The following is a 24,279-nucleotide window of genomic DNA, read 5'->3' as shown; positions in this document are numbered from 1 at the left end:
GGGGGTTTTTTGTTTTTTATAAAAAAGGAGGTCTATCGACATGGATTTTAAGAAAGAACTTGCAGAGTTGTTATACGAGCTGCTAGATCAGGAGATTTCAGTAGCGGAATTAGAGCAGATGATTGAAAAGCCAAAGAACGCTTTACATGGGGATTTAGCTTTTCCTTGCTTTACGCTAGCAAAGGTAAAAAGAAAGGCCCCCCAGCTAATAGCGCAAGATTTAAGTGAAAAGATACAATCGTTTACCTTTGAAAAAGTGGAAGTTGTTGGCGCCTATATCAACATCTTTTTAAATAAAAAGCTCGTATCCGAAAAACTTGTAAATGAAGTCATTACAAAACAGGGTCATTTTGCCGATCTTGATTTCGGGAACGGTGGAAATGTGACGATTGACATGTCGTCACCGAATATCGCTAAGCCTTTTTCAATGGGGCATTTACGTTCCACTGTTATTGGCAACGCGCTTGCCCTGATTTCAGAGAAATGCGGCTATAAACCCATCAAAATTAACCACTTGGGGGATTGGGGAACGCAGTTCGGAAAATTAATTACGGCGTACAAATTATGGGGAGAGGCGGAGAAGGTTAAGCAAAATCCGATAAAAGAGCTATTAGCCCTCTATATTAAATTCCATGAAGAGGCGGAATCGGAGCCAGCCTTAGAAGATCAAGGACGCGGCTGGTTTAAAAAATTGGAGGATGGTGACGAGGAAGCGTTACACCTGTGGCAATGGTTCCGCGATGAATCGTTAAAGGAATTTTCTCGTATTTATGAATTGATGAATGTGCAATTTGACTCGTATGCGGGCGAGGCCTTTTATAATGACAAAATGGACCGAGTCGTCGAACTCCTTGAGGAAAAACTATTGCTGATTGAATCCGACCAAGCGATGGTGGTCGAATTAACGGAGGAAAATCTGCCACCATGTCTAATCAAAAAATCTGATGGAGCTACACTATACGCGACCCGGGATTTAGCTGCGGCCCTCTACCGCAAAGAGAATTATGATTTTGTCCAGTCCTTATATGTGGTTGGTCATGAGCAAAGCCTTCATTTTAAACAGTTAATCGCCGTATTAGGGAAAATGGGTTATGACTGGGCCGAAAAGATGGTCCATGTACCATTTGGGATGATGTTAAAGGACGGCAAAAAGATGTCGACACGAAAAGGAAAAGTGGTCCTCCTAGAAGAAGTATTAACGGAGTCGATTGAAATGGCTCGACACAATATTGAAGAGAAAAACCCAACTCTCATTAATAAAGATGAAGTGGCTAAACAAGTGGGGGTTGGAGCGGTTATTTTCCATGATCTAAAAAATAACCGGATGAATGATATTGAGTTTTCCTTGGAGGAAATGCTCCGCTTTGAAGGAGAGACAGGGCCATATGTCCAATACACCTATGCCCGTGCTTGTTCGATTTTACGAAAAGCGAATTGGCATGCTAATTTACAGTCTCCAACATATACTAATTATTGGGACAAAGAGTGGAAAGTGGCAGGTCTCCTAATGGAATTCGCACCGGCAATTAAAAGGGCCTGTGAAAACTACGATCCATCACAGGTGGCAAAATATATTATCGACCTCGCTCAAGCCTTTAATAAGTATTACGCTGAGGTGAAAATCCTAGAGGAGAGCGAGGAGCAAGAGGCACGTTTAGCGCTTGTGTACTCAGTAATGATGGTATTGAAAGAAGGCCTGCGTTTATTAGGAATTAGTGCACCTGAGGAAATGTAACAACAGGAGTTCAATGAAATAGACAAAATGAGGGGGATGGAAAATGAGTCAATTATTATCGAAGAGTTTTGCCTTAACGAGGAAATCGTTTGTGAAAAAGGTGTCGACACTAGAAGAGGGAATTTTGGATATCCAACCAGAAGGCTTTAACAACACCATTCACTGGCATATAGGCCATGTACTAACGGTTACCGAGCAGTTACTGTTTGGTTTTCCAAAAAAATCAACGAACCTTCCCGCCAATTATTTGGAGTTCTTTGCCACTGGTACAAAACCTGCGGACTGGCAAGGGGAGATTCCTTCTGTGCAAGAATTGGTCATTCAACTAAGGGATCAATTAGATAGAATCAATCAAATCCCAGGAGAAAGGTTTTCTGAGAAGTTAAAAACAACGTTCCTTGGGCAAGAAACCTTCGGTGAGCTGGCCAATTTTTCTAATTTTCATGAGGCACTGCACCTTGGACAAATACAGTCTATGGACCGTGTAATTACTGCCGCAAAGGCAAACTAACCCCTTATGCGCGTCGTGCAAGGAGTCGGTTGGGGTTTTTCCACAACTGCATCAGGAACAATTGCCACTGATTTAATCCCTGCTTCAAGAAGAGGCGAATGCCACCTTTTATTCATTTTTTGATTTAGGCGTCGGGATAGGGGCAATGGTGTTCGGTCAAATTGGCTATTTGCTTGGTTATAGTAGCATTTATATAACCGCAGCGCTGTCGATTTTTATTTCGATGCTTCTTTATATATTTTTTCTAATTAAGGATCGTGTAGCTCTACAACAAAAGGGATAAGACACAAGGCCGGGTATAGAGGAAACTCTATACTTTTTTTTATGCCCAAAATGATCCGAACGAAATGGATGAAGCGGAGTCATCGAGGGGACATTATTACTAGATATGAGTGAATAACCTGAATTTTACCACTTCATTGTAAATGGTTGACACCCTATCCTAGCAAACTTATAATCAAATTTGTGTTTGAAAACGCTGTCGTTTTTTGTCGAATAACATTTCGAACAGTTCCTAATTAAACATAAAAAGCTAACATCATAAAAGAAGGAAAAGGAGAGATAGTGTTGAAATTTGTTCTATTCCTGGCTGCAATCGTTGTGATCTTCTTGCTCGCGTTTATTGCCAGTACCAATAAAAAGGGAATCAAGATTAAGCCGATTGCGATCATGGTAGTGCTACAGCTCGTGCTTGCTTACTTACTGCTTAATACCGAAGTAGGGGTTTTCATTATTAAAGGGGTTTCAGAGCTGTTTGAACACCTGCTAAAATATGCAGCCGATGGAATTAACTTTGTATTCGGCGGAATGACGAATAAAGGTGAAGCACCATTTTTCCTAACTGTATTAATGCCGATTGTCTTTATTTCCGTCTTAATTGGAATTGCCCAATATATTAAAGTACTTCCTATCATCATCCGTTTCCTGGGGTTGGCTTTAAGCAAGATCAATGGATTGGGGAAGTTAGAGTCTTACAATGCCGTCGCATCTGCTGTCTTTGGCCAATCAGAAGTTTTTATTTCAGTAAAAAAACAGTTGCCCTATTTACCTGAACACCGCTTATATACATTGTGTACATCCGCGATGTCAACTGTGTCAGCCTCCATTTTAGGGGCGTATATGACGATGATTGAACCTAAGTATGTTATAACCGCACTGGTATTAAACCTATTTGGTGGTTTTATCATCGCTAACATTATTAATCCTTATGAAGTAACAGAGCAAGAAGACATTATTGATATTCAAGAAGGCGAAAAGCAGACATTTTTTGAAATGCTTGGAGAATATATTTTAGATGGTTTCAAAGTGGCAATCATTGTTGGTGCCATGCTAATTGGTTTTGTTGCCTTAATCAGTATGATCAATTATGTGTTCGCGGCGATTTTCGGGATTAGCTTCCAAATGGCGCTGGGATACGTATTCGCACCATTCGCCTTTATCATTGGTATTCCATCTTCAGAAATTGTTGATGCAGGAACGATTATGGCGACAAAGCTATTGTCCAATGAGTTCGTTGCCATGATGGATTTGGCAAAAATAACAGATACATTATCATCAAGAACCATTGGTATTATTTCTGTATTCCTTGTTTCTTTTGCAAACTTTTCATCGATTGGAATTATCACTGGTGCAGTGAAAGGTTTGAACGAGAAGAAAGGTAATCTAGTCGCAAAATTTGGACTTAAATTGTTGTTTGGCGCAACACTTGTCAGCCTTTTAACTGCAGCCGTTACGGGTGTCATGCTATAATAATAAAAAGCCTTCTGCTAATCTGTTAAGATTAAGTAGAAGGCTTTTTATTATAACGTTTCTCAATGATGAAAAGATTTTTACACGACCATTTCGGGTTATTGGTTTTTAAAAAGATAGTTATAAGGCGACGCTTCCAGATTTGTTTAAAAATTAGACATGAACGGCGAGGGGAAACAATGGGCTTTTTAGTGGAGAATAAGTGGGTTATTTTAGTCAGTCTTGAAGTACTGGCGTGGTTATCGACCTTTTTTCTTTTGTATGCAAGGTATGGGTTGAAATCAAACTTCTGGTTTAAGGTGGGTACGGTTCTCTTTGCAGTAACGGGAGTTATTCCGCAGGTGTTAATGGGAATTCTTAATTTTATCGCAACGAAAAAGCTTGATTTATTTACCTTAATCATTGTACTGCTTATCATTTACGGTTTCACCATTGGGAAGAACGATGTGAAAAAGCTCGATGCCTGGGCACAGAAAAAGTTTTCCAAGCAGCACTCTTAAATAAAGGAAAAAACCACCGATTTGGTCTAATCGGTGGTTTTCCAGCTTGTCGAGAAAGATATTCTTCTCGGCAAGTTTTTTTAAACTCTAAAATTTTACATCTGTTAAGTGTGTTAGTGGAAGTTGATCTCCGCTCCAGGCGCCCCCTTTCCGCGGGCGTTCCGGTGAGCTTCCTCGGCGCATTGCGCCTGTGGGATCTCACCTGCACCGTACTCCCGCAGGAGTCGAGCGCCTTCCACTCCAATCAACTTTACCTAGTTTTGCTAGGGGGGACAATATTTTTTCATATTTTGGCTAGCTTCATCTAAAAGAGCTTGCGCACTACATTTTTAATTCCAAGTAACCGACAATAGCAAAGTTCTTGCAGCTCTATCTTGTGAGTCCGCAAATCTTCACTCACCTTTTCGTATCCATATATACAGTATTTTTCCGATACAGATAAGCAATGCACTCTTATCTTCTCTTGTTCCTATTTAAACGAATTCTTGTTTTTTGGACAGACGAATAAATCACATTCTCTAGCCTAAATAAATTTCCAAATAGTGAATAGAAAAATAGCTGAATGGCGTCTTCTATTTTTTACAACCCCATCCATATTTCGGTCAGATATGATTAAAAAAACGCCTTTTGACCATGAGTGTTTTTTATCCTTAAATAGGGAATGATATCTTTTCAAATTTTGGCTGCGTAATAGGACTCGATTGATTGGAGCGGAAGGCACGTAGACTCCTGCGGGATGACGGGGCTGGGGAGACCCCACAGGCGCTTGCGCCGAGGAGGCTCTCCGTTCCGCCCGCGGACGCGGAGTGCCTGGAGCGGAAATCACCACCCAAATTCAATGCAGCCTAAATTTAGGAAGTCTTTTCAGTTACTACTGTATGTAAACAAACATTTTATCGAACAGAAAAGTAATAAATTTTAATAACCTAAACGGAAATAAGGCTTCAAAAGTTTTTCAACAGCCTGAAAAACCACCGATTTGGTTTAATCGGTGGTTTTCTTCGTTCTTTTTACTAAGAAGTAGATGACGCCCAATATGATCGCTGCAATCAGAATCGGTAGTACATACGGTTGAGCGAACTCTTTCACATCTGCCCAGTTACTGCCCAATACCTTTCCTAAGTGAATAAAGAGAATGGACCATGGTAAAATGGCCGCGACTGTATATAGTGTAAATTTGGTAAAGGACATTTTAGCAATCCCAGCTGGAATGGAGATGGCATGTCTGACGACAGGGATAAACCTCGCAGTGAAGATCACCCCGACGCCATATTTTTTAAACCAATTTTCAGCCACATCAATATGATGCTTTTGAATAAAGACATACTTCCCGTACTTTTCTAAAAATGGCCGTCCGCCATAATAGCCAGCCCAATATAAAAATAGTTGAGCAATCGTTCCGCCGATGGTACCAGCAATAACGGCGCCGACGAAATTAATGTGTCCTTGCGAAATCATATATCCGCCATAGCCTAAAACTATTTCACTGGGGATAATTTCAATCATTAATCCTAAGGCAATGCCGAAGTATCCTAACTGTGAGAGAAATTCTAAGATTGAGTTAATAAAGTCTGCCATAATTCACCTTCGCTTATGTAAATAATAGTTATTAGATCTGATCTTAAGTATTTTAGGGAACTGTAAGTTTCCCCTTTCTAATTCTAAACCAGTTTGTCTAATATTGAAATAAATATGGGGATTTGTTTAATGTCACCTTGCGCTTTTATTATTACACCGATAAGGATTTTTTTGATGAAAACATATAGGTTTTATGGTGGTAGCGGATGCTGTACACCAAACCCATCGCAAACATATTCCCCATGAGTGAGCTGCCGCCATAACTGATAAAGGGCAACGGAATGCCAGTAATCGGCAGTACCTGGATCGTCATGCCAATATTTTGAAAGACATGAAAGGTAATTACACTAATAATCCCTGTACAAACATACGTACTAAACGGATCATGGCTATCCAGGGCTGTCTTAATTAAATGATAAATAAGAAGAAAATAGAGTCCAATCAAAATACTGCCGCCGACAAAGCCATACTCCTCACCAATCACACTAAAAATAAAATCAGTATGAGCTTCAGGGAGATAAACCTCACGATGGCTGAAGCCTTTACCTGTTATTAGGCCTGAGCCAATGGCGCTCAACGATTTTAATAGGTGATAACTTGAGCCTGTTGAATGGTGATAGGGATCGAGCCAGGCATAGATTCGGTTAAACTGATAGGTTTGGACATGGAGATATTTCTCAAGAAAATCGGGCTTCTGTAATACAAGGTAGAAAATCAGGACAGCAAGTGACGCGCCAGCACCATAAATAGGAAGGATGATCTTCCACGAAATCCCGGATATCAAGATGAGCCCTGTTAAAATAGACAGAATGACGAGTCCTGTTCCAAGGTCTGGTTGGAGCATAATCAATCCAAGCGGTACAGCCGTTGTGATTCCTAATTTTATCAGCAAAAAAAGGTCTGTTATGAGTGTTTTTTCTAGGTGTTTTTCATGGTGAGTGCTAATCAGTCGACTTAAAGCAAGAATCAAAAAGGTTTTCACAAACTCTGATGGTTGAACCTGACCAATTCCTTTTATGACAAACCAGCTTTTCGCACCGTTTCTAACGGGAGCAATCGATTCGGGTGCGAGATAAACGGCAAGAAGCAAGATCACCCCGAAGCCATAGAGATACCAGGAAAGTCGTTTATATTGATAGCCGTCGATAAAGATGGCCATGGATATAATCAAGCTCCCAATGATATACCAAAAAACTTGCATGATTAGAAAATTTGTTTTTCCATATTGTCCAGATGCTTGAGCGCTATAAATGGCGGCACAGCTGACGAGGAAAAAGAGAAACAATAATAAGGTTAATGTCCAATCAAAACGATCCGCATTTTTCTTTATCATGTGGCACACCTAATTTTTATAAATTATCTTCATGCTAGTAAAGACACAGGGGGAAATGAGATATAGTACATAACGTTTAGATCAGAAAAAGGTTTCATTTTTAAAAGAAAAAGGTTCACCCTGTTACATCAAATGCTTGATAAACATGGTGGCAATCCCAAAATAGGTCAATAAGGAAAAAATATCATTCAACGTTGTAATCAAGGGACCTGAAGCAACAGCAGGGTCAATTTTTAATCGATATAGAATAAGGGGAATAATCGTACCTGCAAGTGTGCCAATGATAAGCGTGAAAAAAAGTGAGGAGCCAACAACGGCACCTAATATCAGATTGCCTTGCCATATATAGGCGATAATAGCGATTAACACGGCACAGGTAAGCCCAATAGTAATGCCGACTCCTAATTCTCTTAAGACTAACCGGGTGATCACGCCTTTATCAATATCGTGGGAAATCAGTCCTCTTACTACAACGGCCAGTGATTGCGTGCCAGTATTTCCGGTCATACCAGCAATCATTGGCATAAAGAAAGCAAGCGCCACGACTTGCTGCAGTGTATCCTCAAAGCTACTAATAATTCTTCCTGAAATGACACCAATAAATAAGAGAAGGATAAGCCATGGAAGTCTCCTGGCCGCCGCAACCATTGTTTTTGTTTCAAAGTCAATTGATTTCCCTGATGCTGATAACTTTTCAATATCTTCATTTGCTTCTCTGATGACGACATCAATGATGTCATCGACGGTCACAATTCCGACCAGGACATGGTTCTCATCAACTACTGGAATGGCAAGGAAATCATAGCGTTCCGCAATACGCGCTACTACCTCTTGGTCAGTGGTAACCGATACGGAAATCACTCGTTCATACATAATCTTGCGTATTTTTTCTTCAGGTTCTGCTAACAGTAAATCACGATAAGATACAACGCCGACTAGATGCCGTGCTTCGTCAATGACATACAGATAGTTAATGGATTCAGCAAATTCAGCAAAGTCTTTAAATTTATCGACCGCTTCTCTAACCGTAAAGTAATCTCGAATCCAGACAAATCGATTTGTCATGATTCGTCCAGCCGTTTCTGGAGGGTAATTCATAATGCCCTTAACCGCATTCGATTCCTCTATTTTCATTCCGGACAATAATGAATCCTTTTTCTCTGGTGATAACTCATTTAACAATAGGGCGAGATCGTCATTATCCATTAAATCAAGCACCTTACTCGACTTTTCAATGCCGAGTATGTTTAATAATCCGAGCTGTTCGGACTTTTCAAGCTCCTCCATAAGGTCTGCGAGGACGTCGAATTTTAAGAAAAGTAGGAATCTCCCTTTATGCTTTTCTGGTAATTCTGTATAAATTTGCGCAATATCATAGGGCTGGAGTTCCTCTAAAATGGTGTCAAATTCCGCTTTTTTATTATCCTTTAGCGTTTTTATAATATATAGATTGATTTCGTTGGGAGTCATATCTTTAATCATATTCCATATACGCTCCTTTTCTACAAGAGTTGCTTGTACTGTTGATTTCCCTTTATTCAATTTAATTAACATGGTCTATATAAGACAAGGTGATCAGTTCGTAAATAGTATGTGTAATTATTGAAAGAAACACGAATGATTTTGTCTGGTACTTCTTTATCGTATTTTAATAAAACTTCTATTTTGTAAAAGAATTGAAATATGCTATTGGGCCTATTATTTGATAAAATAAGGAAGTATTTATGAAAGCACTTGGAAGTTTCATGGGAAAGCATCCATATATAAATTAATTGTGGTTGATCGGAGGAGTTTGGCTTTGAAAAAGCATCATCAAGACATACGGGATCTCATCTATGTTCATTTAAACCAGTCAGACCAGTATGTACTATCTTACGGTATCGAATTCAATGAATTTGCTGCTGCTTTTTCAGGTTCATTAAATAATCTGCTTTTATTGAAGCACCGTTTTGATGATGCAGATTTTAATATGCATACACAGCTTGAGTATTGTCCGGAAGATAGCATTTCCAAATTAGCTGCGGAAGACGTATATGGATACGGAAACTTCTGCTGGATCGATTTTATGGAAGAAGAAGTGCTGAATGAACTCTCGGGTCAAGAATTAGCGGAATTATTATATTTGGGCCATCAAAAGCAGCATTTAAAATTGCCTTTTTATAATAAATTAGGTAATCGCTTTGTTTATTTGGCCCATGATGATGGCTGGTATAACAAAATTTATTATCGAAGCTTCAAGGATTTTTTCCATCTATTAAGTGAATCGATCGCAGGTAAGCTCGGGGAACTTAAACTTGAAAAGACCATCCTAGGGATTCGGAAAAAACGCGACTATCCGCAAGTCAATAAGGAAATTCTCCTGTCGTTGACCCCCTTTATAAAAGAAGGAATTTGCATTTCTTTACGCGATGCCGACCACCAGCGGGCCCGGATTGAAATACCCATCTGGGTGATGGGGGATTTCGATAATATGGACGATATGGTCGAGGAATACGAACAAATCTCCAATAAACCGTATCATGCCAAAATTACTTTTGATAAAAAAACAAAAGAATGGAAGCTGAATGTCATATAGGAAATGAGAAAACAGTCCCGCTGCCGGGACTGATAGGCTGTCGAAATACCTTCGACAGCTTTACTTTTGTTTAGAGATTATAATTTTAAAACGTTCGTAAACATACTAGCGGGAACTGAAAAAGTCTCTTAAATTTCGGCTGTATTAAATTTGAGTGATGATTTCCGCTCCAGGCACTTGCTTTCCGCGGGCGGCACGGGGAGCCTCCTCGGCGCAAGCGCCTGTGGGGTCTCCCCAGCCCCGTCCTCCCGCAGGAGTCGAGTGCCTTCCGCTCCAATCAATTGAGTCCGACTACACAGCCAAAATTAAAAAAAGGTATCACTCCTTATTCAAGGGTTAACAAGGTTCTCGAAAAAAGGAAGGTTTTTTCAGGATCATCTGACAGAGATATAGTTGGGAGTATAGCAACGATTTTCCCAACTACCAGGTTATTCTCTAAGTCAAAATTTACATATGAAAAAGATCGTTCTTTGTTCGTTTGTAACAGATAAAAAGGAACCATCTAATCGTTTGGAGAGGCGTCCGCTCGACTCCTACGGGATTAGCGAGACAGGCGAGACCCTGCAGGAGCGTAGCGACGAAGCGGCTCGGCGCTCGCCCCGTGGAAAGCGAGCGGTAAGCCTCGGAAAACATATGCCAGCTTTATTCAAACTCAATTAGCACTTTTAATATTCTATAAAAAACTTTGATTTATAAGGTTTTAAAAAGGATTGCCGAGAAAAAATATCACTTTCTCGGTAGTAAAACATCATTAAATCATGATAATTTATCGATTGACTGTTTTTAAGCAAGCCGTATATAACATAAAATAATGAATAGGAAAAAACTTTAATAAAACATTTAAAAAACATTTTAGCTACATTTCCTTTCTTATTTAATAAAATGTTAAAATATAACGGTGAAAGAGAATATGGAGGTTTTGGTATGAAAACAAAACTAGGTTTGTTATATGGAGGAAAGTCCGCTGAGCATCAAGTATCCTTACAAACAGCACTTGCGGTGATCCGAGCATTAGATCTTGAAAAATTTGAAATTCATCCTATTTACATAAATGTAGAAGGCCAATGGATTAAGGGACCACAGTTAAATGGACCAGTGGAGAATGTGAAAGCACTTGAATTTTCTGCTAGCAATCCTTTAACACCATTATCCCTTGCCCCGGCTCTTTTCCAAGCAGAGGCACAAGAGGCAGCCCCACTAGATGTTATTTTCCCATTGTTGCATGGTCCAAATGGCGAAGATGGAACGGTACAAGGATTGTTAGAATTACTAAATCTACCGTACGTAGGAAATGGTGTTCTAGCTTCAGCAGCTGGCATGGATAAAGTGATCATGAAAAATGTCTTTGCGCAGGCTGGATTGGCACAAGTAAACTATGTTGCTTTTGTGAAAAGCGAATGGGCGAAGGCGAAGGAAGAGACCTACACTAAGGTGGAAGCCGAGCTAGGTTATCCATGCTTTGTAAAGCCAGCCAATCTTGGTTCAAGCGTAGGCATCAGCAAGTGTTCAAATCGGGCCGAATTAGACGCGGCATTCATTGAGGCCTTCCAATTTGACCGTAAAGTGATCATTGAAGAGGGTGTCGTAGCCCGTGAAGTGGAACTTGCGGTTCTCGGCAATGATGAGCCTAAATGTTCTGTGGCTGGTGAAATTGTGCCAAAAACGGATTTTTATGATTATAAAGCAAAATATCAAGATGGCAATACAGCCTTAATTATTCCTGCTGATATTACCGAAGAAGAATACGGGCAGTTGGAGGAAATGGCCATTCGTGCCTTCAAGGCATTAGATTGCTCAGGATTGGTTCGAGCGGACTTCTTTTTAACGAAGGATGGGAAGGCATTAATAAATGAAGTAAATACGATGCCAGGCTTTACTCCGTTTAGTATGTTCCCGCTTTTGTGGAAGCACACGGGAGTGGAGTACCCACAATTAATTGAGCGTCTCGTCGAGCTTGCCAAGGAACGACATGCGGAAAAGCAAAATATTAAATATACTTTTTAATGTTCAGTAATGAAGACAAATGAGAGACACGGCTTAAGTGCCGTGTCCATTTCTGTTTAAATAAAGTAAAACCAGAAAAAGTTAAAGGAGGATATCAAATTGATAAAACGCTCTTTGAAACAGGTTTCCGAAATGATTTCTGTCCTCAATGATGTGACTCCATTTGCAGAAGTGGAGATCAATGGGGTCACAATTGATTCTCGAAATATCGCTGCAGGTAACTTATTTGTTCCGTTAAAAGGTGAACGTGCCGACGGACATAAGTATGTTGAAGAATCCATTCGAAAGGGAGCAGCTGCTGCTCTTTGGCAAAGTGATGTTCCGAATCCACCTGTCGATTTGCCGATCCTAATTGTCGATGACTGCCTTATTGCCTTACAGGAGTTAGCACGAAACTATCGCCAACAATTACCAGTTAAAGTGGTCGGAATAACGGGAAGTAATGGAAAAACGACGACGAAGGATATGACTGCCAGTCTGTTATCGACTCATTACAAAGTACAAAAGACGGAAGGGAATTATAATAACCATATCGGTCTTCCCTTAACGGTTTTAGGCTTACATGAGGATACTAATATAGCTGTCCTGGAAATGGGAATGAGCGGTCGTGGAGAAATTGAATTTCTGACAAAACTTGCTTGCCCGGATGCAGTGGTGATTACCAATATAGGGGAATCCCATCTCCTTGATCTTGGTTCACGAGAAGGAATCGCCGAGGCGAAGCTTGAAATTTTGCAAGGGCTGCATGAGGGCGGACTAGCTGTTTTAAATGGAGATGAGCCCCTCCTCATGGAACGGATTAACCAACATAAAGGAAATCTCCAAGTTCAAACCTTTGGGAGAAATGAAACGAATGACATATTTCCAACCGAAATTATCCAAATAGGCCAAGGGAACCGTTTTAAAGTAAATAAAGCTGATACAGTCTATGAACTTCCGGTCTTAGGAACACATAATATTTTAAATGCACTGGCTTCGATGCAAATTGCCCATTACTTTTCGATTCCATTTGAAGAAATGAATAAAGGTCTTGCTGGTATTAAGCTAACGAATATGCGGATGGAATTAGTGGAAGGGCAGCATGGGGAGAAAATTATTAACGATGCCTATAATGCCAGTCCAACGTCCATGATGGCTGCGATTGAATTAGTCTCTAATTTAAAAGGCTTCGAACGGAAAATTCTTGTCCTCGGCGACATGCTCGAGCTTGGACCACAGGAGGAACAGTATCACCTCCAAATCGGTGAAGGTCTCGACCCAAGTAAAATTGATTATCTATTCACATACGGAGCACTAGGGAGTCATACTGCCAGAGGTGCGGGAAAGGTTTTGGGCAAACAAAACGTATTTGCTTTTAATGATAAAGATCAACTCATTCAAGAATTAAAAAAGTATCTGGATGCCAATACACTTGTTCTCGTGAAGGCATCACGAGGGATGAAATTAGAGGAAATCGTTACGGCCATACAAAATCGTTAGGGGTCTAACACCACTTTCTGTTCAGGAAGTGGTGTGAACGAAGCTGAATTTCACGAATCACGATTCTTTTTTCTGAAAGCTTCTAGTGAGATGAATGAATTCAGCACGATATAAGAAAAATAACGGTGAGGAGAAAAAGGCCCTTTTCTCCATGTGTGACTTTTTGATGGAGCATGAGGACGGTTTGAATGTAACAAACATGTCTTTATTGCAAAATACTAGTAACAGTGGTATGATATTCATCAACGTGTCTAAAGGACGATTGAAAAAGGGCATACTCTTTTGAGAGATGTCTTTTTTTTGGTAAAATAAAAGAAGTACCTATTACCGCATTTTGATGCGTGTCTAGCTCCAACGCCAGGAGCTCGAGTTACTTACACCTTTTGAGTAAGTAAAAATATATTCAGCACATTGCAAAAATTTTTAAATAGATGAAGGAGAATGAAAACATTGACAAAGTTTGAAGAATTAGGCCTAAGCCAGGCCACTTTAAAAGCTGTCCTCAAAATGGGTTTTGAGGAAGCAACACCAATCCAGTCTGAAACGATTCCATTGGGGCTAAAAGGTATTGATTTGATCGGGCAAGCTCAAACAGGAACGGGTAAAACAGCGGCATTTGGGATTCCATTGGTGGAAAAAATTGATACTAGTGTTGATGCCATTCAAGGGATTATTATTGCACCAACGCGGGAGTTAGCCATTCAAGTATCGGAAGAACTTTACAAAATTGGTGCAGGCAAAAGAGCCCGCGTATTGCCAATTTACGGTGGCCAGGATATTAGCCGCCAAATTCGTTCACTGAAGAAGGCTCCGCATATCATTGTTGGTACTCCAGGACGTGTGTTAGACCATATCAACCGCAAAACTATGCGTCTTGATACGGTAAATACTGTGATCCTTGATGAAGCAGATGAAATGTTAAACATGGGATTCATTGAAGATATTGAATCGATTCTTGCTGCAACACCAGCAGAAAGACAAACATTACTTTTCTCGGCAACAATGCCTGGACCGATTCAAAGAATGGCTGAAAAGTTCATGAGGGAGCCGCAAATCGTTCGTGTAAAAACGAAAGAATTGACGATGCCTTCGATTGAACAATATTATCTTGAAGTGCAAGAAAGAAATAAATTCGATGTCTTAACAAGACTTTTGGATATTCAATCACCAGAACTAGCGATTGTTTTCGGTCGTACTAAACGTCGTGTCGATGAATTATCAGAAGCATTAACTTTACGAGGTTATACAGCAGAAGGTATTCATGGGGATTTAACCCAAGCCAAGCGTATGTCGGTTCTTAGAAAGTTTAAAGAGGGTACGATTGATATCCTTGTTGCAACAGATGTAGCTGCACGGGGTCTTGATATTTCTGGTGTAACACATGTTTACAACTTTGATATTCCGCAGGACCCAGAAAGTTATGTTCACCGTATTGGACGTACAGGTCGTGCTGGTAAAAAGGGTATTGCCTTAACATTCATTACACCGCGTGAAAAATCTTATCTAGCTGTTGTGGAAAGAACAACTCGTCATAAGATGGAAAAAATGAAAGCTCCAACGCTTGATGAGGCCTTAGAAGGTCAACAAAAAGCAGTTGTTGAAAAGATTGTTGCGACGATTGAATCAAACAATTTGCATTATTATAAAGCAGCAGCACAAGAGCTTTTAGAAGAAAATGATGCGTCAACTGTTATTGCTGCCGTATTGAAGATGTTGACAAAAGAACCGGACACAACTCCGATTAAGTTAACAGAAGAACAACTGCCACAAAAAAGAGATAGAAAACCACAAGATCGTGACCGTAGAAGAAGAGATGACTCTAGAGGCTCATATGGTGGAGACCGGAACAGAAAAAAAGCTCCGGTAAAACCAAGAAGTGGTGAAAAAAGAACAGGTGGCAAATCTTCAAAACCAAGAAGCTTTAATCACCAATAATCATAACTGAGAGCATGGACCTTTGTGTCCGTGCTCTTTTTGTACATAAAAAAGGATCGCGCCAGTCAAATGTATCAGGAAATCCTTGTTATTTCTGTGATAAGAAACCAATGATGGCTATAATAATAATGATGGTCCAAATTAGAAGTTTCAGTGGTGACTGAAAGGATACGCTCTTCCGTTTCGTTTGGGTCCAAACCGCTGTGCTTCTGATAGAGTCTGACAAATTTTTTCGATTATAATAAGGAATAGCACCGAGTAAAAAACCGCCAATTAATCCAAACAAATGGGCAACGACGTTAATATTTGGCTGTAAAAAGGTCATGACAAGGCTGACGACAGCGAGTGTCAGGATAACTTGCGAGTTTTGTCGGGATATCATTTGTTTGCGAAAGACGATAATCGCTATATAATAGCCGAATAGACCAAAAATAGCACCACTTGATCCGACGTGGGTGTAGGTTAATGGTTCCAGCAGTAATGTAGCGACATTGGCAATAAACCCGGATAGGAGATAAATAAATACAAACCGCCTACTTCCAAGCATACGCTCAAGCGCTGGTCCGAATAGAATGAGCGAAACACTATTAAACAGCATATGTGCAAAGCCACTATGCATAAAAGTAGGAGTAATCAGTCTCCAAACTTCTCCTTCCATAATATACAGATTAACGCCAGAAAAGTTTTCAAGGAACCAGTAGTTTGGAAAAATGGGTAGAATCGTTAAAAGGTATAATAGTAAGTGAATGGCAACGATGATGGAGACCATTGGGAAAAAGCGCAGAAATTCGCGAAAGCTTTCAGTTCTGGTGAAAATAGGAAAAACCTCCTCTCATTAACCATCATATACGGATTTTCCCTCTTTTACACTATTATGCGAATGGGAATTTAAATAGAAGGGTGGATAAAGGGTGATTAAAGGAATAGGAATCGATATTATTGAACTCTCAAGAGTGAGTGAGATCATTAGTAGACAAGAGAAATTTGTGAATCGAATCTTAACTGAGAATGAAAAGAAAAGGTTCGGAGATTTATCAGAAGTGAGAAAGATAGAGTTTTTAGCAGGGAGATTTGCGGCGAAAGAAGCTTTTTCAAAAGCCGTCGGTACAGGAATAGGGAGCGAACTGAGCTTTTTAGATATTGAAGTGGATACAGATATAAATGGCAAGCCATTTATATCTAAACCGGTAATCCAGGCACATTTGTCGATTTCTCATAGTCGAGATTACGCTGTGGCCCAGGTGGTTATTGAAGAAAGCTAACATACATAACCAAGGCGTCGTGCGCTTTTTTCAAAGCTTGGCAACTTGATAAGAATATTCCCCTAACTTGTCTCATATATTCATAGGGAAACAGGAGAGACAAGGTCAGCTATGGTCACATTATGCCTGATCCCTGCCTTTCTCTTCTCAATAATCATATGAAATGAGACAAGAAGGGGTTGAAGGAATGAGGAATAAGTTTTTGCTGCTCATTACGGGGCTGATGGTCATTTTCTTACTAGCTGCCTGTGGATCAAAATCACAAGGTGATGTGGTAAAGGAATTAAAAAGTAAGCAGGATGACCTAAGCAGCTATAAGGTGAATGCAAAAATGACGTTGAAAATGGGTACGGATTCTCAAGTTTACAACGTGGAAATCTGGCATAAGGATCCTACTTTTTATCGAGTGAATTTAAAAAATGCTGAAAAAGACCAAAGCCAAATGATTCTACGGAATAACGAAGGAGTATTTGTTCTGACACCAGCATTAAATAAGAGTTTTCGCTTTCAAAGTGATTGGCCGCAAAATAGCAGCCAAGCCTATTTGTACGAATCATTGATCAAGGATATTGTGGCTGATAAAGAGGCGAAGTTCTCTTCGACAAAGGAATATTATATATTTGAAACAAAAACCAGGTATCAGAATAATAGTATGCTTCCAATCCAAGAAATTAAGCTAAATAAAAGTGATTTATCGCCAGCAGTCGTAAAAGTGATGGATCCAGATCGTAATGCCCTTGTGACAGTAGAATTTTCAAAGGTTAAGTTTAATGCTGATTTTGACAAGGATGCTTTCGATATGAAGAAAAACATGACACGTGCACAGCTTAATTTACCGGCAATGGCGGAGGGCGGCGATCAAGCTATTACGGTAAAATATCCAACTGCTGAGTTAGAAGGAACCAAATTGATTGGTGAAAAAACGGTCAAGATTGAAGATGGAACGCGGGTAATCCTTACATTTGATGGTAAAAAATCCTATACACTCGTCCAGGAAAAAGTAACGGCGAAGACAGCGACTACAACTCCAACCAATGTGGAAGGTGATATCGTTGATTTGGGTGTTACCATTGGAGCCCTTTCCGATCACTCCATTTCTTGGTCGCATGACGGCGTTGATTACATGATTGCATCGGAAAATCTGACTAGAGATGAATTAGTTGAAGTAGCAACATCGGTTCAAGGTGACCCAGTAAAATAATCTAACGGCAGGCTCAATTATGAGCCTGTTTTTGTTTAGTTTGGAAAGTTTTTCTCAAAAGTAGTATCCTATTTATTGTGATAAAATGAGATCATGTAATTCGAGTTAGGAAGTGGAACGATGGAAGCGCAAGGATATTTTTATCGAGATACATGGGTAGAAGTCGATTTAGATTGTATCACTGATAATGTCAACTCCGTTAAAGAGCTTTTACCGCACGAGGTGGCTATCATTGCCGTTGTAAAGGCAAATGCGTATGGCCACGGTGATGTTCAAGTAGCGGAAACGGCACTAGCGGCCGGTGCGGTATATCTAGCCGTTGCCTTTATGGATGAAGCAATTGCCCTAAGAAAGAAGGGAATCAATGCTCCAATTCTCGTATTAGGAGCAACTCGACCGGATGATGTCCATCTGGCAGCCCAGTTTAATATCACTCTAACTGTTTTTCAGGAGGAATGGCTGCAGAAAGCAAAAGAATATTTAGGAGCTGATGACAGAGTTTCCGTACATATTAAAATAGATTCGGGAATGGGGAGAATTGGCGTTCGTGGGTTCGAAGAATTAGCAATCGTGGAAAAAACCATTCTAGCAGATAATCGATTTTATTTAGAGGGGATCTATACTCATTTCGCTACTGCGGATCAGCTGGATTTAACCTATTTTCAGGAGCAGTTGGAATTATTTGAAAAGATGATTAGTACGCTAACGGCCCGTCCGAAGTATATACATGCCAGCAATAGTGCGGCGTCCATCCGATTTCCAAAAACCTATTTCAATGCTGTTCGCCTGGGGATCGCTATGTATGGCCTGACGCCATCGATTGAAATGGAAAAAGAAATCCCTTTCCCTTTGAAAGAGGCCTTTTCTCTACGCACGCGTCTTGTCCATGTAAAGAAGCTGGAAAAAGGTGATAAAGTAAGCTATGGGTCCACGTATCAAAGTGAGCAAGAAGAATGGATCGGGACATTGCCGATTGGCTATGCGGATGGGTGGATTCGCAGACTTCAAGGGCAAGAGGTGTTAGTGGGGGAAGAACGCTTCCCAATTGTCGGCAGAATCTGTATGGACCAATGTATGGTGCGGCTCCCATCCGAAATTCCTGTTGGGACAACCATTACATTAATTGGTGGTGAAGGTGAGCAACGCATCTCTGTCAATGAAATTGCCGCAAAACTTGAAACCATTAACTATGAAGTGCCTTGTATCATATCCAATCGAGTACCCCGCCTTTATAAAAAGAGGGGGAAAATTGTCGAGTTAAAAAATTACCTTCTGAATGATTAGCAGGCTTAAATATAGAAATTCGAACATATTTATGATATTGCGGTAATTTGTGCATAAAAGTATCTTTTATTGGCTTATAATACAGTAGAATTATATTTAGTCTAGGAATTGGGCTCGTTTAGTGTTATTATAAAATATGGTACAGATGAAAAATGGTGTGTAGTGATGGTGGAGGTGTATGTTTGTGTCTGAATCTGGCGCAACTACGGAAATCTTAGTGAAGTTACCGCAACATCTTTTAACTGAGTTAGATGGTTTCGTTAAGCAAGATAATGTAAACCGTAGCGAGTTCATTTACCAAGCAACAAAAATGTATTTACGCGAACGAAAAAAGAGACAAATTCGCGAGTCGATGAGACGAGGATACATGGAAATGGCAAAGATAAATCTTCGTATTGCATCTGAAGCATTTCAAGCAGAATATGAGGCAGAACACACAGTTGAACGTCTTGTAAGCGGAGGATAATCCCTTGATTGTCAAACGTGGTGACGTTTATTTCGCGGACCTATCCCCAGTTGTTGGTTCTGAACAAGGCGGCGTCCGACCTGTACTTGTCATCCAAAACGACATCGGGAATCGGTTTAGTCCCACAGTGATTGTTGCAGCTATTACAGCTCAAATTCAGAAAGCTAAGCTTCCTACTCATGTAGAAATTGATGCGAAGCGATACGGATTTGAACGAGATTCGGTCATTCTGTTAGAGCAAATTCGTACAATTGATAAGCAGCGGTTAACCGATAAGATTACCCATCTCGATGACGAAATGATGGAGAAAGTGGATGAAGCCTTGCAGGTAAGCTTAGGTCTCATCGAATTTTAGTTTAAAGTACGCTCTTTTTACAAGAGCGTTTTTTCATACATATCCTGCCTCTTGGATAATTCTGCTAATGAGCAAGCTTAATAGGCTTGCTTTTCTTTTGTCTAAAAAAGGCGGTGTTCGCCGAAAGGACTTAATTAAGGTGATGTTTGTAAAAGAATAATTAAAGTCTAGATTGAATTTTGTGTAATTTTAATCAGTGTGTTTTTAATCAAAAATACTGCAGTAGCGGACTATAATGAAACGCATCTGCAGTTTTGGTATAATATTGTAAAACGGTATGGAGGTTTTTTTGTGAATGATACAGTTGTAAAAGATGATCAGCTAGTTGGGAAAATCTCAGCAGAACTGAAGATCGCGTCTAAACAAGTGAAAAGTGTAATCGCTTTACTCGATGAAGGGAACACGGTTCCGTTTATTGCACGATACAGAAAAGAAATGACGGGTGCTCTTGATGAGGTGCAAATTAGAGATATTTTAGAGCGCAGGCAATATATTCAGAACCTTGAACAACGAAAAGAAGAAGTCCTACGCATTATTGCTGAACAAGGGAAATTAACTGATGAACTAGGTAAGGCTATTACAAAAGCAGAAAAACTTCAAGAAGTTGAGGATTTATATAGACCCTATAAGCAGAAAAGACGGACAAAAGCTACGGTTGCGAAGGAGAAGGGGCTTGAACCACTAGCGGAGTGGTTCATGACATTTCCTAAAGATAGTATTGAGGAAAAAGCAAAGTCATTTCTTTCAGAGGAAAAACAAGTGCTTTTAGTTGAAGACGCGATTGCTGGTGCAAAAGACATTATTGCAGAGTGGGTGTCTGATGATGCGGAGAGCCGCAAATGGATTCGTAAAGAAACCTTTAAATCAGGAACTGTTTTATCAACCGTGAAAGAAGCAGAGAAAGATGAGAAGAACGTTTATGAAATGTACTATGAATATGAAGAACCAGTAAACAAAATTGTGCCTCATCGAATTCTCGCGCTGAACCGCGGAGAAAAGGAGGACATTTTGCGCGTTTCGGTCAAAATGAATGCAGATTTGATTATGACTTATTTAACGAGAAAATGGATTCGCGTTCAACATTCCCCGGCTGCTCCGATTGTGGTAGAGGCCATGGAAGATAGCTATAAGAGACTGATTCAACCCTCAATCGAGCGCGAAATCCGGAGCGAGTTAACCGAGAAAGGGGAAGAACAAGCGATACATATCTTTTCAGAGAATTTGCGAAATCTGCTCCTACAACCGCCATTAAAGGGAAAAGTAGTGATTGGTGTTGACCCTGCCTACCGGACAGGCTGTAAGTTGGCAGTAGTCGATGAAACGGGGAAAGTACTGAAGATAGATGTGATCTACCCGCATCCCCCTGTTTCAAAAACAAAAGAAGCGCGGGAAAAGTTTATCAACATCCTGCGTGAATATAAAGTAGAAATGGCTGCAATCGGAAATGGGACCGCATCAAGGGAAACAGAACAGTTTGTGGCCGATATATTAAAAGAAATGAAGGAGGAGATCTTCTATTTAATTGTTAATGAAGCGGGTGCAAGTGTATATTCTGCTTCAGATCTTGCCAGAGAAGAGTTTCCTAATTTTCAAGTTGAAGAAAGAAGTGCGGTTTCCATTGCCCGTCGACTGCAGGATCCTTTAGCTGAACTAGTGAAAATTGATCCAAAATCAGTGGGGGTTGGTCAATACCAGCATGACGTCTCACAAAAGCGATTATCAGAATCGTTACATTTTGTTGTTGAAACAGCAGTTAACCGGGTTGGAGTAAATGTAAATACCGCTTCTTCTTCGCTTTTACAGTATGTAGCGGGACTGAACAAAACAGCTGCCAATAATATTGTCAAAAAGCGTGAAGAGGAAGGGAAGTTTACGAGTAGAGTTCAATTAAAGAAAGTACCTCGCCTTGGAGCGAAAACCTACGAGCAAGCGATTGGTTTCCTGCGAGTACTGGATGGGAAACAGCCGCTGGACAAAACGGGAATTCATCCTGAACATTATGATGAAGTGAAGAAACTATTAACGAAACTGGGCTTTACCGCCACCGATTTAGGCTCGGAGGAGTTAAAGACAGCGCTAAACGGTCTTGATTTAAAATCCCTTTCAGAAGAGCTTGCGATTGGAGAGTTAACATTAAAGGATATTATTGATGCCTTAGTAAGGCCGGAACGAGATCCACGTGACGATTTACCTCGTCCACTTCTGAAAAAGGATGTCTTAAAGTTAGAGGATTTGAAGGCCGGAATGGAATTGCAGGGTACTGTACGTAACGTGGTCGACTTTGGTGCGTTTGTTGATATCGGTGTGAAACAAGATGGGCTCGTTCATATTTCTAAACTTAGCAATCGATTTGTCAAACATCCATTGGACATTGTGTCCGTTGGTGATGTCGTAACGGTTTGGGTCGATTCAGTAGATATGAAAAAAGGCCGTGTCGCCTTAACGATGTTACCACCATCGGTAGAATAGCGGGAAGCGCCCTTTTCTCGAGACCGGGCGCTTGAATAATTGAAACACTGCTTTTAGGAGCAGTGTTTTTTTCTGTAAAAAAACCAGCACTGGTTTAACAATTTAATCTGGTAGCGGTCCTTCTCATAGAAAGCTCTTTTCATTTGGTTCTGCAACCAAGTTGGCATAGTCATACCTCCCGAAAAGTACATCATCATTAAAGGTATATACAATATATGCTATAATAGGTTGTCACGTTCGCTAGAAAGTGAGGGACTCATAAATGGAACAGAGAGAACTTCAATTATTGGTGGAAAACATATCTGTTGAACTATTTGGGAAGCCATTTAAACACATAGCCTCCTTTAATCCTAGGTTACGTTCGACAGGGGGAAGATATCTTCTTGGAACTCATAATATTGAAATTAATAAAAAGTATTTGGACGAGCTAGGGGAAGAGGAACTAATCGGGATCATTAAGCATGAACTATGCCATTATCACCTTCATCTTGAAGGAAAGGGATATCAGCATCGAGATCAAGAATTTAAAAGCTTGTTGAAAAAAGTAGGTGCTCCCCGATTTTGCACACAGCTACCAGGTAAAAAGGGTCGGAGTTCATCTAAGAAAATCCTTTTATATCAGTGCACGAAATGCCAGCTTTCCTATCAACGCAGGAAGAGCATCGATACAAGTAGATATGTTTGTGGTAAATGCAAAGGGAAATTGATGAAGGTGAAAGAAGTTATTTTAGAAAAACAGTAAATGTTGGACGAAATTTTTATCTAAAAATGATATTGACTTTCGATTATATCGTCATTATAATGTAAAGAGTCGATAGGGCATTCGCCTTATTAAGTTAAGATTATTCCGCAGTAGCTCAGTGGTAGAGCTATCGGCTGTTAACCGATCGGTCGTAGGTTCGAGTCCTACCTGCGGAGCCATATGGGGAAGTACTCAAGAGGCTGAAGAGGCGCCCCTGCTAAGGGTGTAGGTCGGGTGACCGGCGCGAGGGTTCAAATCCCTCCTTCTCCGCCATAAAATTTTAGGCCCCTTGGTCAAGCGGTTAAGACACCTCCCTTTCACGGAGGTAACACGGGTTCGAGTCCCGTAGGGGTCATCAGGAACGGGGAGTGACTTTGATTCATTTCCTGTTTTCTTTATATCATTGGGCTATAGCCAAGCGGTAAGGCATCGCACTTTGACTGCGACATGCGTTGGTTCAAATCCAGCTAGCCCAGCCATTTTATTTTTTGTTTGTCGTTAGTACAACGGATATAAATTGAATTAAAGTGCTTATGCTTTATATGCGGGTGTGGCGGAATTGGCAGACGCACCAGACTTAGGATCTGGCGCCGCAAGGCGTGGAGGTTCGACTCCCTTCACCCGCATCAAAAATTCCCTCTTGTGCAAAAATGATAAATGTGTTATGATTATTTTTGTCGCTAATCACATGCGGTCGTGGCGGAATGGCAGACGCGCTAGGTTGAGGGCCTAGTGGGTGAATAACCCGTGGAGGTTCAAGTCCTCTCGGCCGCACCAAAAAGATTGTTGACATACCAAACTGAGTATGATATACTTTAAAAGTTGATTTTTATTATGCGCCCGTAGCTCAATTGGATAGAGCGTCTGACTACGGATCAGAAGGTTGTGGATTCGACTTCTTCCGGGCGCGCCATTATTTAACGGGAAGTAGCTCAGCTTGGTAGAGCACTTGGTTTGGGACCAAGGGGTCGCAGGTTCGAATCCTGTCTTCCCGACCATTTAAAAACTTTATGCGGGTGTAGTTTACTGGTAAAACCTCAGCCTTCCAAGCTGATGTAGTGGGTTCGATTCCCATCACCCGCTCCAAACTTTATGATTGTT

20 protein-coding genes, 9 tRNA genes and 1 pseudogene are annotated in these 24,279 nt (G+C 40.5%); 25 read left to right on the top strand and 5 right to left on the bottom strand.

From position 1 onward, the window contains the following. Nucleotides 1-40: 40 nt before the first annotated feature. The 5 genes and pseudogenes from argS (at nt 41) to TY15_RS19395 (ending at nt 4,495) form a co-directional block, all read left to right on the top strand. A complete protein-coding gene (gene argS / locus TY15_RS19410; RefSeq protein ID WP_040205674.1) occupies nt 41-1,735 on the top strand; it encodes an arginine--tRNA ligase in 1,695 nt (564 codons plus the stop codon). Between the two features lie 43 nt (nt 1,736-1,778). Then, on the top strand, nt 1,779-2,246 hold the full coding sequence (locus tag TY15_RS19405) for a DinB family protein (RefSeq protein WP_040205673.1): 468 nt from the start codon (nt 1,779-1,781) through the stop codon (nt 2,244-2,246). A gap of 94 nt (nt 2,247-2,340) precedes the next feature. Further along, nucleotides 2,341-2,529: pseudogene (locus TY15_RS25015) on the top strand (MFS transporter); the annotation flags it as partial. Nucleotides 2,530-2,813: 284 nt separating this feature from the next. After that, nucleotides 2,814-3,995 carry a NupC/NupG family nucleoside CNT transporter gene (locus TY15_RS19400; RefSeq protein WP_040205672.1) on the top strand — a complete coding sequence of 394 codons (1,182 nt, stop codon included), beginning with the start codon at nt 2,814-2,816 and terminating at the stop codon, nt 3,993-3,995. A gap of 179 nt (nt 3,996-4,174) precedes the next feature. After that, complete coding sequence (locus TY15_RS19395; protein WP_040205671.1) at nt 4,175-4,495, top strand: hypothetical protein; 321 nt, start codon at nt 4,175-4,177, stop codon at nt 4,493-4,495. Nucleotides 4,496-5,479: 984 nt separating this feature from the next. Here the strand turns inward: TY15_RS19395 and uptA are convergent. The 3 genes from uptA to mgtE form a co-directional block, all read right to left on the bottom strand. After that, on the bottom strand, nt 5,480-6,076 hold the full coding sequence (gene uptA / locus TY15_RS19390; protein ID WP_179301755.1) for an undecaprenyl phosphate transporter UptA: 597 nt from the start codon (nt 6,074-6,076) through the stop codon (nt 5,480-5,482). Nucleotides 6,077-6,224: 148 nt separating this feature from the next. Continuing rightward, the gene (locus tag TY15_RS19385; protein WP_040205669.1) at nt 6,225-7,406 is read right to left on the bottom strand and encodes an FtsW/RodA/SpoVE family cell cycle protein; all 1,182 of its coding nucleotides are present in this window, start codon (nt 7,404-7,406) and stop codon (nt 6,225-6,227) included. 123 nt (nt 7,407-7,529) lie between these two features. Further along, nucleotides 7,530-8,888 carry a magnesium transporter gene (gene mgtE, locus TY15_RS19380; RefSeq protein ID WP_040205667.1) on the bottom strand — a complete coding sequence of 453 codons (1,359 nt, stop codon included), beginning with the start codon at nt 8,886-8,888 and terminating at the stop codon, nt 7,530-7,532. 316 nt (nt 8,889-9,204) lie between these two features. Between mgtE and TY15_RS19375 the strand changes: the two genes are divergently transcribed. From TY15_RS19375 to cshA, 4 genes are all read left to right on the top strand, one after another. After that, complete coding sequence (locus TY15_RS19375) at nt 9,205-9,981, top strand: hypothetical protein (protein ID WP_040205666.1); 777 nt, start codon at nt 9,205-9,207, stop codon at nt 9,979-9,981. Between the two features lie 924 nt (nt 9,982-10,905). Beyond that, entirely contained in the window at nt 10,906-11,985 is a 1,080-nt protein-coding gene (locus TY15_RS19370; RefSeq protein WP_040205660.1) for a D-alanine--D-alanine ligase, read from the top strand. A 99-nt stretch (nt 11,986-12,084) separates the two neighbouring features. Further along, nucleotides 12,085-13,464 (top strand): UDP-N-acetylmuramoyl-tripeptide--D-alanyl-D-alanine ligase, encoded by a 1,380-nt coding sequence (locus TY15_RS19365; protein WP_040205659.1) that lies wholly within the window; start codon nt 12,085-12,087, stop codon nt 13,462-13,464. Between the two features lie 450 nt (nt 13,465-13,914). Continuing rightward, nucleotides 13,915-15,399: a degradosome RNA helicase CshA gene (cshA, locus tag TY15_RS19360; protein ID WP_040205658.1), complete on the top strand. Its 1,485-nt coding sequence runs from the start codon at nt 13,915-13,917 to the stop codon at nt 15,397-15,399. 88 nt (nt 15,400-15,487) lie between these two features. Here cshA and TY15_RS19355 read toward each other — a convergent pair whose 3' ends face one another. Further along, the gene (locus TY15_RS19355) at nt 15,488-16,168 is read right to left on the bottom strand and encodes a rhomboid family intramembrane serine protease (RefSeq protein WP_244440966.1); all 681 of its coding nucleotides are present in this window, start codon (nt 16,166-16,168) and stop codon (nt 15,488-15,490) included. A 142-nt stretch (nt 16,169-16,310) separates the two neighbouring features. Here TY15_RS19355 and acpS point away from each other — a divergent pair, with 142 nt between their 5' ends. The 6 genes from acpS to TY15_RS19325 all read left to right on the top strand — a co-directional run bounded on the left by acpS (nt 16,311) and on the right by TY15_RS19325 (nt 22,436). Then, nucleotides 16,311-16,661, top strand: coding sequence for a holo-ACP synthase (gene acpS, locus TY15_RS19350; RefSeq protein WP_040205656.1), 351 nt, complete (start codon nt 16,311-16,313; stop codon nt 16,659-16,661). A 187-nt stretch (nt 16,662-16,848) separates the two neighbouring features. Next, a complete protein-coding gene (locus TY15_RS19345; protein WP_040205655.1) occupies nt 16,849-17,862 on the top strand; it encodes a LolA family protein in 1,014 nt (337 codons plus the stop codon). Nucleotides 17,863-17,982: 120 nt separating this feature from the next. Next, on the top strand, nt 17,983-19,146 hold the full coding sequence (gene alr / locus TY15_RS19340; RefSeq protein ID WP_040205653.1) for an alanine racemase: 1,164 nt from the start codon (nt 17,983-17,985) through the stop codon (nt 19,144-19,146). Nucleotides 19,147-19,330: 184 nt separating this feature from the next. Continuing rightward, nucleotides 19,331-19,612: a CopG family ribbon-helix-helix protein gene (locus tag TY15_RS19335; RefSeq protein WP_040205661.1), complete on the top strand. Its 282-nt coding sequence runs from the start codon at nt 19,331-19,333 to the stop codon at nt 19,610-19,612. A gap of 4 nt (nt 19,613-19,616) precedes the next feature. Then, a complete protein-coding gene (gene ndoA, locus TY15_RS19330; protein ID WP_007083556.1) occupies nt 19,617-19,967 on the top strand; it encodes a type II toxin-antitoxin system endoribonuclease NdoA in 351 nt (116 codons plus the stop codon). Nucleotides 19,968-20,258: 291 nt separating this feature from the next. Beyond that, complete coding sequence (locus TY15_RS19325; protein ID WP_040205651.1) at nt 20,259-22,436, top strand: Tex family protein; 2,178 nt, start codon at nt 20,259-20,261, stop codon at nt 22,434-22,436. A 53-nt stretch (nt 22,437-22,489) separates the two neighbouring features. On the opposite strand, the gene cmpA is transcribed toward TY15_RS19325, so the two are convergent. Then, complete coding sequence (gene cmpA / locus TY15_RS24435; RefSeq protein WP_007083554.1) at nt 22,490-22,603, bottom strand: cortex morphogenetic protein CmpA; 114 nt, start codon at nt 22,601-22,603, stop codon at nt 22,490-22,492. Nucleotides 22,604-22,698: 95 nt separating this feature from the next. On the opposite strand from cmpA, the gene TY15_RS19320 reads away from it, so the two are divergent. From TY15_RS19320 to TY15_RS19275, 10 genes are all read left to right on the top strand, one after another. Continuing rightward, entirely contained in the window at nt 22,699-23,178 is a 480-nt protein-coding gene (locus tag TY15_RS19320) for a SprT family protein (RefSeq protein ID WP_040205649.1), read from the top strand. 104 nt (nt 23,179-23,282) lie between these two features. Next, nucleotides 23,283-23,357, top strand: a tRNA-Asn gene (locus TY15_RS19315). A gap of 3 nt (nt 23,358-23,360) precedes the next feature. Next, a tRNA-Ser gene (locus TY15_RS19310) sits at nt 23,361-23,451 on the top strand. Between the two features lie 10 nt (nt 23,452-23,461). After that, nucleotides 23,462-23,533 (top strand) — tRNA-Glu (locus tag TY15_RS19305). Between the two features lie 49 nt (nt 23,534-23,582). Continuing rightward, nucleotides 23,583-23,657, top strand: a tRNA-Gln gene (locus tag TY15_RS19300). 65 nt (nt 23,658-23,722) lie between these two features. Then, a tRNA-Leu gene (locus TY15_RS19295) sits at nt 23,723-23,804 on the top strand. A 64-nt stretch (nt 23,805-23,868) separates the two neighbouring features. Continuing rightward, nucleotides 23,869-23,955 (top strand) — tRNA-Leu (locus tag TY15_RS19290). Nucleotides 23,956-24,014: 59 nt separating this feature from the next. Next, a tRNA-Arg gene (locus TY15_RS19285) sits at nt 24,015-24,091 on the top strand. Between the two features lie 8 nt (nt 24,092-24,099). Further along, a tRNA-Pro gene (locus tag TY15_RS19280) sits at nt 24,100-24,176 on the top strand. Nucleotides 24,177-24,190: 14 nt separating this feature from the next. Then, nucleotides 24,191-24,264: transfer RNA gene (locus TY15_RS19275), tRNA-Gly, on the top strand. The last annotated feature ends 15 nt before the right edge of the window (nt 24,265-24,279 follow it).

The sequence above is a fragment of the Neobacillus jeddahensis genome (assembly GCF_000612625.1).
Taxonomy (GTDB): domain Bacteria; phylum Bacillota; class Bacilli; order Bacillales; family Cytobacillaceae; genus Neobacillus; species Neobacillus jeddahensis.
This window is presented reverse-complemented; position numbering and strand designations above follow the sequence as displayed.

Coding starts and splice junctions, on each gene's coding strand:
- TY15_RS19385 (WP_040205669.1), bottom strand. CDS start 7,406: ATGATAAAGAAAAATGCGGATCGTTTTGATTGGACATTAACCTTATTA.
- TY15_RS19405 (WP_040205673.1), top strand. CDS start 1,779: ATGAGTCAATTATTATCGAAGAGTTTTGCCTTAACGAGGAAATCGTTT.
- TY15_RS19345 (WP_040205655.1), top strand. CDS start 16,849: ATGAGGAATAAGTTTTTGCTGCTCATTACGGGGCTGATGGTCATTTTC.
- cmpA (WP_007083554.1), bottom strand. CDS start 22,603: ATGCCAACTTGGTTGCAGAACCAAATGAAAAGAGCTTTCTATGAGAAG.
- alr (WP_040205653.1), top strand. CDS start 17,983: ATGGAAGCGCAAGGATATTTTTATCGAGATACATGGGTAGAAGTCGAT.
- TY15_RS19320 (WP_040205649.1), top strand. CDS start 22,699: ATGGAACAGAGAGAACTTCAATTATTGGTGGAAAACATATCTGTTGAA.
- mgtE (WP_040205667.1), bottom strand. CDS start 8,888: ATGATTAAAGATATGACTCCCAACGAAATCAATCTATATATTATAAAA.
- argS (WP_040205674.1), top strand. CDS start 41: ATGGATTTTAAGAAAGAACTTGCAGAGTTGTTATACGAGCTGCTAGAT.
- TY15_RS19370 (WP_040205660.1), top strand. CDS start 10,906: ATGAAAACAAAACTAGGTTTGTTATATGGAGGAAAGTCCGCTGAGCAT.
- TY15_RS19395 (WP_040205671.1), top strand. CDS start 4,175: ATGGGCTTTTTAGTGGAGAATAAGTGGGTTATTTTAGTCAGTCTTGAA.
- TY15_RS19355 (WP_244440966.1), bottom strand. CDS start 16,168: ATGGTCTCCATCATCGTTGCCATTCACTTACTATTATACCTTTTAACG.